This window comes from Streptomyces sp. ID05-26A, assembly GCF_033794685.1.
Taxonomy (GTDB): Bacteria; Actinomycetota; Actinomycetes; order Mycobacteriales; family Pseudonocardiaceae; genus Lentzea.
The window spans coordinates 1,740,999-1,754,782 of sequence record NZ_JARAYZ010000001.1 but is presented as its reverse complement, the minus strand read 5'-3'; the positions used below and the strand labels follow the sequence as shown (position 1 = coordinate 1,754,782).

The 13,784-nt window shown below is 69.7% G+C and carries 14 protein-coding genes; 9 read left to right on the top strand and 5 right to left on the bottom strand.

Annotated features, from left to right (window positions below):
• Positions 1-54: 54 nt before the first annotated feature.
• Positions 55-1,122 (bottom strand): methyltransferase domain-containing protein, encoded by a 1,068-nt coding sequence (locus PV646_RS08610; RefSeq protein ID WP_500340903.1) that lies wholly within the window; start codon positions 1,120-1,122, stop codon positions 55-57.
• 129 nt (positions 1,123-1,251) lie between these two features.
• Here PV646_RS08610 and PV646_RS08605 point away from each other — a divergent pair, with 129 nt between their 5' ends.
• The 5 genes from PV646_RS08605 (at position 1,252) to PV646_RS08585 (ending at position 3,888) form a co-directional block, all read left to right on the top strand.
• Positions 1,252-1,617, top strand: a complete 366-nt coding sequence (locus PV646_RS08605; protein WP_500342340.1) for a helix-turn-helix domain-containing protein — start codon at positions 1,252-1,254, stop codon at positions 1,615-1,617.
• Between the two features lie 5 nt (positions 1,618-1,622).
• Complete coding sequence (locus PV646_RS08600; RefSeq protein WP_500340902.1) at positions 1,623-2,282, top strand: RelA/SpoT AH/RIS domain-containing protein; 660 nt, start codon at positions 1,623-1,625, stop codon at positions 2,280-2,282.
• Between the two features lie 77 nt (positions 2,283-2,359).
• Entirely contained in the window at positions 2,360-2,677 is a 318-nt protein-coding gene (locus tag PV646_RS08595; RefSeq protein ID WP_500340901.1) for a DUF2516 family protein, read from the top strand.
• A complete protein-coding gene (locus tag PV646_RS08590; protein ID WP_500340900.1) occupies positions 2,674-3,330 on the top strand; it encodes an alpha/beta fold hydrolase in 657 nt (218 codons plus the stop codon). The genes PV646_RS08595 and PV646_RS08590 overlap by 4 nt, the downstream gene beginning before the upstream one ends.
• Before the next feature lie 9 nt (positions 3,331-3,339).
• Positions 3,340-3,888 (top strand): type 1 glutamine amidotransferase domain-containing protein, encoded by a 549-nt coding sequence (locus PV646_RS08585; RefSeq protein ID WP_500340899.1) that lies wholly within the window; start codon positions 3,340-3,342, stop codon positions 3,886-3,888.
• Positions 3,889-3,919: 31 nt separating this feature from the next.
• On the opposite strand, the gene PV646_RS08580 is transcribed toward PV646_RS08585, so the two are convergent.
• Positions 3,920-4,678 (bottom strand): MerR family transcriptional regulator, encoded by a 759-nt coding sequence (locus tag PV646_RS08580; RefSeq protein ID WP_500340898.1) that lies wholly within the window; start codon positions 4,676-4,678, stop codon positions 3,920-3,922.
• Between the two features lie 148 nt (positions 4,679-4,826).
• Here PV646_RS08580 and PV646_RS08575 point away from each other — a divergent pair, with 148 nt between their 5' ends.
• Complete coding sequence (locus PV646_RS08575; RefSeq protein WP_500340897.1) at positions 4,827-5,375, top strand: YbaK/EbsC family protein; 549 nt, start codon at positions 4,827-4,829, stop codon at positions 5,373-5,375.
• On the opposite strand, the gene PV646_RS08570 is transcribed toward PV646_RS08575, so the two are convergent.
• Entirely contained in the window at positions 5,372-8,782 is a 3,411-nt protein-coding gene (locus PV646_RS08570) for an nSTAND1 domain-containing NTPase (RefSeq protein WP_500340896.1), read from the bottom strand. The genes PV646_RS08575 and PV646_RS08570 overlap by 4 nt on opposite strands.
• Before the next feature lie 113 nt (positions 8,783-8,895).
• Here PV646_RS08570 and PV646_RS08565 point away from each other — a divergent pair, with 113 nt between their 5' ends.
• Positions 8,896-10,170 (top strand): hypothetical protein, encoded by a 1,275-nt coding sequence (locus PV646_RS08565; protein WP_500340895.1) that lies wholly within the window; start codon positions 8,896-8,898, stop codon positions 10,168-10,170.
• 59 nt (positions 10,171-10,229) lie between these two features.
• On the top strand, positions 10,230-10,694 hold the full coding sequence (locus PV646_RS08560; protein ID WP_500340894.1) for a hypothetical protein: 465 nt from the start codon (positions 10,230-10,232) through the stop codon (positions 10,692-10,694).
• Here the strand turns inward: PV646_RS08560 and PV646_RS08555 are convergent, their stop codons facing one another.
• The gene (locus tag PV646_RS08555; RefSeq protein WP_500340893.1) at positions 10,695-11,762 is read right to left on the bottom strand and encodes an LOG family protein; all 1,068 of its coding nucleotides are present in this window, start codon (positions 11,760-11,762) and stop codon (positions 10,695-10,697) included.
• A gap of 127 nt (positions 11,763-11,889) precedes the next feature.
• Here PV646_RS08555 and PV646_RS08550 point away from each other — a divergent pair, with 127 nt between their 5' ends.
• Positions 11,890-12,864: an aminotransferase class III-fold pyridoxal phosphate-dependent enzyme gene (locus tag PV646_RS08550; RefSeq protein WP_500340892.1), complete on the top strand. Its 975-nt coding sequence runs from the start codon at positions 11,890-11,892 to the stop codon at positions 12,862-12,864.
• A gap of 51 nt (positions 12,865-12,915) precedes the next feature.
• On the opposite strand, the gene purU is transcribed toward PV646_RS08550, so the two are convergent.
• A complete protein-coding gene (gene purU / locus PV646_RS08545; protein ID WP_500340891.1) occupies positions 12,916-13,767 on the bottom strand; it encodes a formyltetrahydrofolate deformylase in 852 nt (283 codons plus the stop codon).
• Positions 13,768-13,784: the final 17 nt, after the last annotated feature.

Genomic DNA, 13,784 nt, shown 5'->3' with positions numbered 1-13,784 from the left:
CCGCATCCGCCCGGGGTCGATTCAGTGACCCGTGTCGTGACGTTCGTTTGTTGATCACAGATGCCAGCTCAGCTCCCCCAGGGTGAGGTGCTGACCGCCGGGTCCGATCGTGACGCCGAACTGGTTGCGGCGGGGTTTGCCCAGGTCGTGCCATGCGACCAGGGCGTCCTCGGCGATGTCCCACAGCCGGCGCGGGCCGCCCTGGTGGACGTGCGAGCCGCGGTGGTGCACCCAGGATCCGTCCGAATGGGCCAACCAGTTGGGCCCCGCGACGACCTCCGGCAGTGAGATGCCCGCGAAGAACTCGAAGGGACTGGCCGGGTCGAGCACCGTCGTGAACGGAACCGTCGTGGTGCGACGGTCGAACGTGCCTGTCCCTTTCACCGCCGGTGGGCGGGCGTGCGCGCGCAACGGCATGAAGCGCCCGTCCTCGGGGAGCACGCGGCCCTCGCCGGTGCCGTCGCCGCGGGAGACGATCAGCACCAGTCCGGCGCCGATGGGGCGGTGCAGCGTCGTGACCACCAGACCGCCGGGCTTCGTCTGCTCCAGCCAGGCGGGTGGGATGGTCGCGACGGAGCAGGTGGCCAGCAAGCGGTCGTACGGTGCGCGCTCCGGGTGGCCCAGCGCGCCGTCGCCCGTCACGCAGGTCGGGAAGAAACCGTTGCGGTGCATGCGTTCGCGTGCCCGTCCGGAGATGTTCGGGTCGACGTCGATCGTCGTCACGTTGTCCGCACCCACCACGTGGCAAAGCAAAGCCGCGTTGTAACCGGTGCCGGTGCCCACCTCGAGGACCGACTGTCCGTTGTGGACGTCCAGTGCCTCCAACATGATCGCCATGATCGTGGGCATGCTCGACGAGCAGGTCGGTGTGCCACCGGTCACCGTGTCGTCGCCGTCGAACTGGGTAACCCACACCCGGTCGGCGTAGACCAGGCCGAGCCAGCCGGGGTCGCCCTCGGTGATCCGCTCCCAGTCGCCGCTGTGCAGCTGACGGTAGAAGCGCGGCAGGAACTCGTGCCGCGGGACGGTGGTGAAAGCCTTGTGCCACTGGGAATCGCGCAGCACGCCAGCGCCGAGCAGGTGGTCCGCCAGCTCGGCCCGCAAGGCCACCGCGTCGTCCATGTCACCCCCACGGTATCCCTGTGGCGGAGCACACGCAGCGATTGCTAGCAGGGTGCTTGCAACTGCTAGCACTCGTCGCTAACGTAGTTGGTGGCACGAGGAACGGGAGCGGGAACAGTGGACAAGTCCATCGACAAAGCAGTCGCGGACCTCGGCCGCAACATCGGTGAGTACATCCGCGAGCAGCGCAACACCGCCAAGATCTCCTTGCGGGAGTTGGCGAAGCAGGCGGGTGTCTCCAACCCATACCTCAGCCAGATCGAGCGAGGACTGCGCAAGCCCAGCGCGGAGATCCTTCAACAGATCGCCAAGGGGCTGCGCATCTCGGCCGAAGTGCTCTACGTCGAGGCCGGGATCCTCCAGCAGCGCGAAGGCGGTGCGTTGGCGGACGCCATCGTCGCCGCGACCGATCTGAACGAGCGGCAGAAGCAGGTGCTGCTCGACGTCTACGAATCTTTCCGGCGGGAGAACACCGCCAAGAACAAGGAGGACTGATCTCCATGCCGAAGCTCACCCAGGACGACGTTCGCAAGGCCGCCGAGCAGGGCGCCCACGCCGCACGCCAGGCGCTGCTCGCCGCGCTCGGTGCCGGTGACCTCGCCGCCAAGGCCGTGGTCGAGGCCCTCGGCAAGGCCAAGGAGCGTGCCGACGAGGCCCGCACCCAGGCCGTCGACATCCCGAACGAGCTCAAGGACCTGCGCGAGAAGCTGCAGCCGGCCGAGCTCAAGAAGCTGGTCGACGCCTACACCGCCTCCGCGGTGAACCTGTACACCTACCTCGCCGACCAGGGCGAGCAGACGCTGGAGCAGATCAAGGCCCAGCCGCAGGTCAAGCAGGCCGTGGAGCAGGTCGAGCAGGCCGTCGAGGCCGCGCAGAAGCGCGCCGAGTCCGCTGCCGCCGACGCCCGCGTGATCGCGGACGACGTCCTCGGCAAGGTCACCCGCCGCACCCGCTCGGTCGGCGAGAAGGTCGCCCACGAGGTCGAGGACGCCGCCGAGAAGCTGGCGGAGGAGATCGTCGAGGTCGGTGGCGAGGCCGCGCACGAGGTCCGCAGCACCGCCCGCAAGACCGCGAACCGCACGGCGCCGCGCAAGCCCGCGACGACGACCCGCACCACGACCACGACGGCGAAGAAGACCACGCCGAACACCGCCAAGTGAGTCTCTGAGACCACCGGGAGGGGAGCAGTCCGCGAGGGCTGCTCCCCTCCCGGCGTACGTGCACGTAGTCTGGGGAGGTGTTCGACATCCCGATCTTCAGCATCTGGTACCTCGACACCGTCGTGTACTTCGCGCTTGACGTGGTGTTCACCGTGGTGGGGCTGTTCGCCTTCTTCCACGCGCTGACCCAGCGGGTGGACGCCTACACGGCGGCCGAGCGCATGACCAAGCCCGCCTGGCTGGGCATCACCGGCGGTGGGACGGCGGCGTTGCTGCTGTTCGGACCCGGTGGTGTCGGGTCGATCTTCTGGCTGGCCGGCCTCATCGCGGTGCTCGTCTACATGGTGGACGTGCGCCCCAAGCTGATCGAGGTCCAGCGCGGCCCGCGTTGGTGATCACCCACCCGTACGGCTCCGGCTCACCGGTGACCCTGGTCGCCCACGGGCTCGGCGCCACGCCCGGTGAGGCTCGAATCCCCGCCTCCGGGCTGCCCGGCACCCGCGTCGTGGTGACGTTGCCGTCGCACGGCGACGCCCCGGACGCGCCCGAGGGCTACTGGGACTACGGCCGGATCGCGGCCGACCTGGGCACCGTTCCCGCTGACCACGCCATCGGCGTGTCGCTGGGCGCCGGTGCGCTGGTGCGGCTGTTGTCGGTCGAACCCGATCGTTTCGCGCGGGTGGCCCTGCTGCTGCCCGCCGTGCTGGACCAGCCCCGGCCGTCGTTCACGTTGCAGCAGCTCGCGGACCTGACCACGGGCCCGCCGGCCTACGTGGCAGAGCGTCGCGCCGCGCTGACCAGGCTCGAAGCCGCCGCCACACAGTTGCCGGGTCAGGTCGCGGTCGCGGATGCCTCCTTGCTGGCTGCGGTCACTGCTCCGGTGCTGGTAATCGGGGCTGTCGGCGACCCTCTGCACCCCGAGGACGTGGCGAAGGCCACGGCGGCGGCGTTCCCCGACGGGGAGCTGTGGCTGATCGACTCGGCCGCGCCGATGGTCACCCATCGCACCGAGATCCGGCACCGGTTGGTCTCCTTCTTCGCCGGGTAGCCGAAGTGCATGGCTGAACAGAAGAAGATCGCGTTCCTCGTCGCGTCGGAAGGCATCGAGCAGATCGAGCTCACGGATCCGTGGGCGCACGTCGAGAAGGCCGGCGGAGTACCGCGCCTGCTCGCGCCGAAGCTCGGTGAGGTGCGTGGCTTCCACCACCTCACGCCCGCCGACGCGTTCCCGGTCGACACGACGTTCGCCGATGCCAGTGCCGACGACTACGTCGGCGCGGTCATTCCCGGTGGTGTCGCCAACGCGGACTTCCTGCGCATGGAGGACGACGCCGTCGAACTCGTGCACGCCCTGGTCGCGGCCGGCAAGCCGATCGCCTCGATCTGCCACGGACCGTGGCTGCTCGTCGAGGCGAACGTGGTGCGCGGCAAGATGCTGACCTCGTTCCCGAGCCTGCAGACCGACATCCGCAACGCGGGTGGTGACTGGGCCGACGAAGAGGTCCGGGTGTGCGACATGAACGGGTGGACGCTCGTGACGTCCCGCAACCCCGACGACCTGGCCGCGTTCAACCGGGCGGCTCTGAAGGCCTTCGACCTGGGGTGATCACCGGGATCTGCAGCTCCCGGTGATCTTCCTAGAGGCGCGTGTCGGCGTAGTGCGCCATGGCGTCACGCGTCCACTCGGCCATGTTGCCGCCACCGTCGACCTCGAAGTTGACCCGGAACTCGTCCGAGTCGACGTACAGGTCGCCGAGGCCCTTGTAGGACTCCCGGTTGGGCGTCCAGCTCAGGCAGATCCAGCGGTAGTGGCGGTCGATCTGCTCCTGCGTCTGCGGAGCGTCGATCGCCGCACCCTCCGTGTACAGGGCACCGAGCTTCTCCGCGACGTCCCGCCACTCGGCCATGAACTGGTCCGCGTCGGCGCGCGTCCAGCCCTTCATCTTCTTGCGGCTCTCCGCGATGTGCTCCCGTGCACCCTCGCCGTAGCGCTCGACGAGCTCGGCCTCGTGCCGCTCCTGCTTCTTCGCGTCGAAGCCGTCGAACAGCTCTTCCATCTTCATCTCGTCCCCTCCTTCCAGTTCTGCGATCGTTCGCGCGACGGTGTTGGCGATGCGGTCCAGCCGCTGTTGCTCGTCGCGCAACCACTGGTGGTGGTTGCGCAGGACGGTCAGCTGGTTCGTGCCGCTCAACATCTCCGCCACCACGTCGAGACCCAGGCCCATGTCGCGCAGCAGCAGGATCTGCTGCAGGCGGTGCACCTGTTCCTTCTCGTAGTAGCGGTAACCGTTGTCGCCGATCCAGGCCGGCGGCAGCAGGCCGATCGAGTCGTAGTGCCGCAGCGTCCTGGACGTCACCTTCGACATCCGGGCCACCTGGGCGATCGACCAGGCCATTTCGGTTCTCCCCTCGCGCTCTGAAATCGAAGGTAGAGGTTGACGCAGCGTCAAAGTCAAACAGCTTTTGACAGGATGGGCAGCGAATTCGCGGGGGCCGGACGACCAGCTGCCAGGCGAATTCGCCGGAGTCTGCGGAGCAGCGACAATGGATACCGTGTGGACCATCGCCGGGTCTCTCGAACCCGTACCTGTGCTTTCCCGCCTCGACCTCGTGCCCGAGCCGGTCGCGGCCGCGCTCAAGACCCTGGACGGCGCGGATCGCGTCGCCGTCGCCGAGATCGATCCGACGCTCGCCGACACCGCCGAGTTCTGCGCGCACTACGGGTCGCCGCTCGAAGCCTCCGCGAACTGCGTGGTCGTCGCGGGCAAGCGGGGTGACGTGGTCCGTTATGCGGCCTGCATGGTGCTCGCGACCATGCGCGCGGACGTGAACGGTGTCATCCGCAAGCGGCTCGACGCGCGCAAGGCGTCGTTCGCGCCGATGGAGGAGGCCGTGGCGTTGACCGGCATGGAGTACGGCGGCATCACGCCCGTCGGGGTGCCCGCGGACTGGCCGATCCTCGTCTCGCCCGAGGTGGCCGCCGCCCCCGAGTTGATCGTGGGCAGCGGCATCCGGGGCAGCAAGATCCTCATCCCCGGTGACGTGCTGATGAAGCTCACCGGGGCCGAAGTGCTGCCTGACCTGGCTCGTTAGCAACCCGAGGCGCACAGGCGGGCGATCACCTGGTCCGGGTCGAGGTCCCACCTGATCACCCGCGGGTCCGGGCCGGACGACGTGAGGTCGCCGTCGGCGTCGAACAGCACGGCGTTGACCGGGCCGGTGTGCCCGGTCAGCGTTGCCACCTGCGTGCCGTCGGCGACCTGCCACAGCGTGATCAGGCTGTCGTTCGCGGCGGCGGCCACGGTGGTGCCGTCGCGGCTGGCGGTGACCGCACCGATGGCGCCTCGGCCGGTGACGAGTGTGCGCGCCTTGCCGTTGCGGTCCCACAGGGCCACTTCGCCGCCCGCGTCGCCCACCGCCAGCAGGTCCGTGTTCGGCACGGCGGTGATCGACTTCACCGCGGGGCCGGTCTCGCGGACGACCTCGACCTGGTCACCGGCCCACCGCAGCACCCGGCCGTCGGCTCCGCCCGAGACGATCAGGTCGCCCAGCAGCGCCACGGTGTTCACCGGGCCCGAGTGGGCGGTGGGCAGGGCGCGGCCCGGTTCGGTGGCGTTCAGGTCCTGCACCACGACGGCCGCGTCGGCGCCGCCGGTCACCGCCCGGTCGCCCGCGACGACGAGGCTCCTGATCGCGCCGCGATGGTCCTGCCACGTGTGCAGGAGTTGGCCGTCGGTCCGCCACGACGACAGCACGCCGCGCACGTCGGCGACCACGATCTCGCCGGCGTTGCGGAACGCCAGCGCCGTGACGTGCGCGGGGACGTCGATGCGGCCGATCTGCCTGCCCTCGCGGTTCCACAGCAGGACCATCCGGTCACGGCCGCCGGTGGCGAGCACCGCGCCGTCCGGGGAGAGCGCGATGCCGTCCGGGGGACTGGTGTGGCCGGTCAGGGGCGGCAGCGGCAGGCTCCAGAGGCTCACGCTCTCGTCACCGCCCGCCGCGAACCAGTGGCCGTCCGGGCTGAGGGCCGCCACGTAGAACGGGTGCGTGCGGGTGATCAACCCGGTCAGCCAGCCGCCGTCGGGCACCGTCCACCAGCGGATGCTGCCGTCGTCGCTGGTCGAGACGACCTTGGTGCCGGTCGCGTCGAACTGCACCGAGTGCACACCGCCGACGTGCCTGCGCAACCCGGACGTCTTGCCGGTCGCGAGCACGCGCAGCACCACCTGATGGTCGTCACCGCCAGAAGCGAGCACACGGCCGTCAGGGCTCAACGCGACTGTGCGGACTGCTGACACGTGGTCGGTGAACGTGTGCGGGACGCCGTTCTCCACCACCAATGTGCCCTTCTCGCCACCTGCGGCGAGCACGGATCCGTTCAACGCCAACGCGTGTACGTCACCCAGTTCGTGCAGGACCGTGCCCGTTAGCGTCCAGTCCTCCGTGCGCCACAACGAGATCAGGCCGTCTGCCGTCGCCACTGCGGCCGTTGTGCCGTCTGCCGCAAGCACGAGGGCTCGTACTTCGGCGTCGAGAGAGATGGTCCGCAACGGCAGGTGTGTTCTCGTGTCCCACAAGATGATTCGCCGGTCATCGCCTGCGGACATGAGTGTCGTGCCGCCGGGCATGAACGCGAGCGCGCGCACAGTGCCGTTGTGCTGCGTCAGAACCGTCGGTGCCGCAACGGCTGAAGGCGATCGCAGCAGCACTGAGTGGTCATCACCTGCGGTGGCCAGCAACGAGCTGTCGGCGCTGAACGCGACCGCACGGACCGTTCCGCGATGATCTTTCAACACCGTGCGTGCGGGCTTGTAGGCCGCGGTGCTGAGCAACGCTCCGCGTGCTTCGGCGGTCGCTGAACTGCGATAGGCGTCCACCGCGAGCTGTGCGGCCGCATCCGGCCAGGACGCGCTGAGGTCCTGTGCCTGCACGGCGATCTGACGTGACTCGGCGACCCGCTGCTCCCTCAGCGCGGCGTTGCCCTGCACGACGGCCACGGACGTCACCACCAGGCACGCCACCGTCAACGCGGCCAGGGACTTCACCAGCGTGCGCAGGCGACGGGACTGCCGGTTCGCCGCCTGCCGTGACGCGTTCTCCTCGTCCACCGCAGCCTGCAGGAACTCCCGCTCCAGCTCGTTGGACGACACCGGCCACTCGATCCGGCCGGCCAGGTCCCGCATCGCGGCGAGCCGGGCACCCCGGTAGAGCTCACCGGGATCGCGGCCGGCCGACTGCCAGGCCGTCGCGGCGGTGGTGAAGTCGCGATGCAGCCGCAACGACTCCCGGTCGTCGTCGATCCACTGCCGGAACCGGGGCCACGCGCGCACGAGAGCTTCATGCGCGAGCTCCACAACGCCATCAGCGACGACGATCAGCCGTGCGTTCGCGAGGACGTTGACGACGTGTGCGGTGTCAGACGGCCTGCCCGCAGCCATCACCTCGTCGAGCGGTGCTCGGCGGCGCAGGTCGTTCACGTCGTCGTGCGTCTGCACGAGCCGTAGCAGCACAGCGCGCGCGACGGCCCGTCCACGGACGGACAGCTCGGCATAGGTGCTCTCGGCCGTGGCGGCGACAGCTCCCGTGACGCCACCGCTGGCCCGGTAGCCCTCGAGGGTCAACCGGCCGCGGTCGCGTCTTCGCCAGGTCTCCAGCAGCGCGTGCGACAGCAACGGCAGCGCGCCCGACTGCCCGCGCACGTCGGCCATCGCCGCCGCGAGCACGTCCGGATGCACCTTCAGCCCGGCACGCTCGGCCGGCAGTTCGACGGCGGCCCGCAGTTCCTCGTCGGTCATCGGCCCGACCAGCACCTGGGCGTCGCGCAACGCCTCCACCAGTTCGGGCACCGTCGCGCAGTGGCCGAGGAAGTCCGCTCGCACGGCCAGCAGCACCCGCCGGTCGCCGTCCAGCAGCGACGCGACGAACGCCTCCCGGTCGACCGCGCTGTCGAAGTGGGTGAACAGCTCCTCGAACTGGTCGATCACCACGAGATCGGCCTGGCCGCCGCGCCAGGTCGTCGGTGTCGCGGTGACGACCGTCCAGTCCGTCAGCGCGGGCAGCACCCCGGCGTGCAGCAACGACGACTTGCCCGACCCGGACGGCCCGAACACGCCGACGACGCGCTGCCGCCGGATGCGGGCGGTGATGTCGGCGGCGAGCTCGTTCCGCCCGAAGTACCGGTCCGCGTCACCGATGCCGAACGCCGTCAGCCCGAGGTACGGCGGTGAGTCGTCGTCCCCCTTGGCCGCCTCGCGCCAGCGTTGCTCCCAATGGTCCACATCGCCTTCGCACGCCTGGACGTACGCGAGCGCCACCGCCAGCGACGGCAACTGCTCGCCCGCGGCCGCCTGCGACAGCGCGGTGGCGGAGTAGTGCGCGCGTTGGGCGAGCGTCCGGTAGTTCGGTGAGCCCGCCTTCTCCCGCAGCTGCCGCAACTCCCAGGCGAACCGCTGGACCGCGCCTTCCTCGGGATCGATCGGCCGCTCTCGTCTACCCACTCGGACTCCCCAGTTGATCTGAGTTGATTGAACAGCGCCTGCGCCCCTGCCTGATCAACTCAACCCGCTCTAAACCTGGTGCCGCAACGACTTCGGCCTGAGCAGGAGCGATGATGACCAGACGCTGGCGCACAGCACTTCTAGTGGCGTTGACGGGTGCGTTGAGCGCGACGTTGCCCGTGCAGGCACAAGAGGCGGCGGACGATCTAATCCACAGCCGCCCAACGGGTGCTTTCGCATTGACGCCCGATTGGAGTCTGGAGTCCTCCGCCGCGCAGTTGCAGAGCGCGGTCGGCACCACGACGTCGGTCGCCGCACTGCTGCGGGACGCCAACCGGGACATCGCGTCCTGCAACAGCGCGCAGCAGCAGGCGCTCCCGGAGAACTACGACCGAACGGACTACCCGCTGACGTCCGGGCAGATCCTGCACAGCAGCGAGAAGTTCTGCTGGGACCCCGGTGACAGCAAGGTCGACTACTGGATCCCGCAGGGCGTCACCGGTTCGTCGGACGCGGATGACGACGGCCTGTGGGGCGAGAACCGCATCCTGCTCGTCAGCTGGCACTACAAGGCTTCCGGGCCGGACAAGGGCGTGCGGATCTCGTTCGTCGACATGAAGAACCGCAAGTACCGGCACGTGCTGCTGGTCGAGCCGACCGCGAACGCGAACTACAAGGCGGTGCCGATCCACGCCGGCGGCCTTGCGTGGCTCGGCCACTACCTCTACGTGGCCGACACCTCCGGCGGCCTGCGCGTGTTCGACGTCGAACGCCTCCTCGAGGTGTCCGACGCGCAGGACAGCATCGGCAAGAGCGGCAGCAACTACTACGCCTACAACTACAAGTACGTGCTGCCGCAGGTCGGCTGGTACCGGCAGCCGGTGCAGACGGAGTGCGAGCTGCCCAGCGCCACCCAGCTGTGCTTCTCGTCGTTGTCGCTGGACCGCAGTTCCACGCCGGACACGCTCGTCGTCGGCGAGTACCGCAACGACCGCAGCACCGACGCCGCCGTCGACGGTGGCCGGGTGGTCCGCTACCGCGTCGACGCCTCGTCCCGGCAGCTCACGCTGAGCAACGGCAAGGCCGTGCCGCAGGACGTGGTCACCGTGCCGCGCAGCAACCTCCAGGGCGTCCAGACCTGGAAGAACACCTACTACCTGGGCCGCAGCTCGAACCGCAACCACAGCTGGATGCACTTCGGTTCCCTCGGCGGAGCCACGAGCACCAACAGCTGGGCCATCGGCGGCGAGGACCTCTACCACGAGCACGGCCCGGGGATCACCGCCGGAAAGCTCTGGACGGTCTCCGAGCACGCCTGGACCGAGGACCGCAGCACGTTCATCGACCGGCGAGCGATCTTCGCCGTTCCGCTCGGCGAGATCGGCTGAGCCCACTCGACTTCCGCCTCCTCCGAGGCGGGAACCCTTACAAACTGGAGGAAACCTCTATGCGCAGGCTCGTGCTTGCTTTCTCTATGGCCTTCCTGGCCGTCATGGGCTCGATGATGCCCGCGTCCGCCTCGGCGGAGGCCCCACCGGTGCAGGCGGTGTCAGACGTCGCCGCGGCGGCGGACGGCATCCAGCTGGCCGTCGCCGGCACGCTGCCGCCCCGCTCGCAGCTGACGTGCCACTCCTACACGGCCGTCGAGATCTGTTACGAGAAGGGCGGCGACCACTGGTGGGTGCAGGACCAGGACTCCGACGGTGCGTCCGCCGGTGTGTACTGGGAGAACCTCCGCAACGGCTCGCTGTACCGCAACGGTGCCTGCATCTCCAGCCTCGGCAAGGGCAACTGGGGCCAGTGCAACAAGGACTACTACGAGGACAGCGTGCTGAACGGCTGGCCCTGCACCTGGGACCGCAGCGCCGGTGGCGACGTCGAGCTCATCGGCACGGGCTACCGCTACCAGTAGCTAGGACTGGTACTTCTGCAGTAGTGCGATCGCCTCGTCCACGTCGTCGGTGACGAGGATCCACTGCTCGGCCTCCCGGCCCGCCGCGAGTTTCATCACCAGCGGCGCGGCCGGGATCTCGTCCGTCCAGAACGCCCTGCCCAGGAAGATCATGGGCGCGGCCGGGCCGACGCTGCCGTAGTAGTTCTGCGTGAAGTCCTGGAAGACCTCCTGGACCGTGCCCGCCTTGCCCGGCGTGTAGACGATGCCGCCGGTCGCGACGGTCAGCAGGCCCTCCTCGCGCACCGAGTTCGCGAAGTACTTCGCGTGCAGTTCGCAGGCCGGGTTGGGCGGCTCGTGGCCGTAGAACCAGGTCGGGATGCCGATCGTGCGCGGGGTCTCGAAGCTCGGGATCTCCGGGAACGCCGCCAGCCACCGGCCGATCGACTCGTCGTCGTGGCCGAAGGACGGCGCCTGCGCGATGGCGCCGAGGACGTCCGTGTTCACCTCGCCGAGCCGGACGCCCAGCGGGACGGCCTCCATCGCGCCCGGCCCGCCGCCGGTCAGCACGGTGAAGCCCGCGTTGCCCAGCGCGGCACCGAGCGCGACGGCGTTGCGGTAGCCGTCGGAACCGCGGGCGAGCGCGTGGCCGCCCATGACCGCGACCGGTGAGCCCGTCAGCGTGTCGTCGAGGGCCTCGGTGATCGAGTGGTCGTGCAGGCGTTCGGTCAGCGCGTGCAACGGGTCCGGGTGGTGGCCCTGCTGCCTGCTGTGCCGGTAGATCTCCGCGTCCGGGGTGTCGGCGTACGACTTCGGATCGGCCGGGTCGAAGCCCTTGAACAGCTCCGCGGGTGTGTAGAGCGCCGACCGGTACACGTCGTAGGGCAGGTCCGGGATGACCGGGAAGATCAACGCTCCCGCGGCCTCTGCCCGGCGCTGCATGGTCTCGCTGAGGGCGCAGCCGAGCAGCAGCGCGCCGTCCAGCGGCACCCGCACGTCCTCGCGAGTGAGGTCCAGCCCGATGATGACGGCTTTGCGCAGGTCAGGAGCTGCCCGCAGCTGGTCGAGGTCGGTGATTTCGATCCGCACGGGAAAAAGCCTATGCCCCGGGCGAACCACCGTGCCCCGGAATCCGAATGAGTAGGTGGGAACACAGGTCCGCTCGCCCTCCCGACGAGCGGCCTCGGGCCGCGCTGCCCAGGAAAGGTTCCCCGCCATGGCCACCGAACTGATGACCGGATGCGCTGCCAGAGGCGCACGAGTGGTAGACCCCCACCGCGTCGAATACCTGGACTGCGGTGGGTACGGAGTCCCTCTGCTCGGCCACGCCCACCCGGCCGTCGTGCAGGCCGTCGTCGGCCAGGTGCGCCGGCCGTCGCTGCTGGACCGCCTGATGCTCGACCTGGTCACCCCGAACGGCCTCGACCACATCCACACCTTCGCCTCGGCCTCCGAGGCCGCTCAGTTCGCCGTGGCCCTCGCACAGGCGAACGGCCGTCCACGTGTGTTGACCACCGGCGACGTCCCGTACGGCGGCATCGACGCGTTGCGCTCCACCCTGGCCTCCGGACCACCGGCGTGCGTACTCCTCGAACCGGTCCGTGGCGCCGCGCTCCCGCCCACGGGCTACCTGAGCGCCGTGGCGGAGGTGTGCCGCGAGTCCGGCGCCCTGCTCATCGTGGACGAGACGCGGTCCGGGCTGGGGCGTCTCGGCGTGTGGTGGGGCGTCGACCTCGACGGCGTGACGCCGGACATCATGCTGGTGGGCGAGGGGCTGTCCGGCGGCGTGCTCCCGATCGCCGCCGTGGTGGCCACGGCCGACGTCGAGGTGCCGTTGTGGCGCGGCTCGGAAGCCGTGTCACCGCTGGCGTCCGCCGCCGTGAACGCCACCCTGCGCGTCACCGCCTCCGAGGGCCTGGTCGAACGCGCCAAACTGCTGGGCGACGAGCTGCTGTACGGCCTGCGTGCCGTCGTGTCGGGCAAGGCGCACGCGACCGGGCGGGGGCTCCTGCTCGGCGTCGAACTGCCGGACCAGAAGGCCGCCGACGTGTTCACCGGTGAGCTGTTGCGACGGCGGGTGCTGGCCGACTTCCGCGGCCGGAAGGTCGGTTTCACGCCGCCCGCGGTGATGTCGGCGGCGGACGCGGGGTGGCTCGTGGAGGCGGTGGGGATGGCGGCGAACAAGATCTGACGAACGCGGACGTGCCTTCCGCCGTCTCGTGGCGGAAGGCACGGTCTCGATCTAGAAGATCACCGTCTGGTTGCCGTGCACCAGCACGCGGTCCTCCAGGTGCCACCGCAACCCGCGCGCCAGCACCACCTTCTCGATGTCACGCCCCTTGCGCACCATGTCCGCCACCGAGTCGCCGTGGTGCACGCGCATCACGTCCTGCTCGATGATCGGCCCCGCGTCCAGGTCGGCCGTCACGTAGTGGCAGGTCGCGCCGACCAGCTTCACGCCGCGGCGGTGCGCCTGGTGGTACGGGCGCGCGCCGATGAACGACGGCAGGAAGCTGTGGTGGATGTTGATCGTGCGACCGGTCCAGGCCGCGCACAGCTCCGGCGGCAGGATCTGCATGAAGCGGGCCAGCACCACGGCGTGCGGGTCGTGCTTCTCGACCAGTTGGCGCAGCTGCGCGAACGCCGCCTGCTTGCCCTCGGGGTCGTTGGCCGGGAACGGCACGTGGTGGAACGAGATGCCGTGCGCGCGCGTGATGTCGCCCAGTTCCGGGTGGTTGCCGATGACCGCGGACACCTCGACGTCCAGCTCGCCGGTGGCGACGCGGGCCAGCAGGTCGTAGAGGCAGTGGCCCTCCTTCGAGACGAGGATGACCACGCGCTTGCGGGAGCCCGTGTCGGTCACCGTCCACGTCGACTGCGCGCCCAGCGAGGCGGCGACGCCGGCGAAGCGCTCGCGCAGCTCGTCCACGCCGAACGGCAGGGAGTCCGCGCGGACCTCCTGGCGCGTGAAGAACCAGCCCGTCTCCGGATCGGTGTGGTAGGCGGCCTCGACGATCCAGCCGCCGTTGTCCGCGAGGAACGACGAGATCCTCGCGATGATGCCGGTGCGGTCCGGGCAGCCGAAGGTGATCACATAGCGACGTTCAGGCG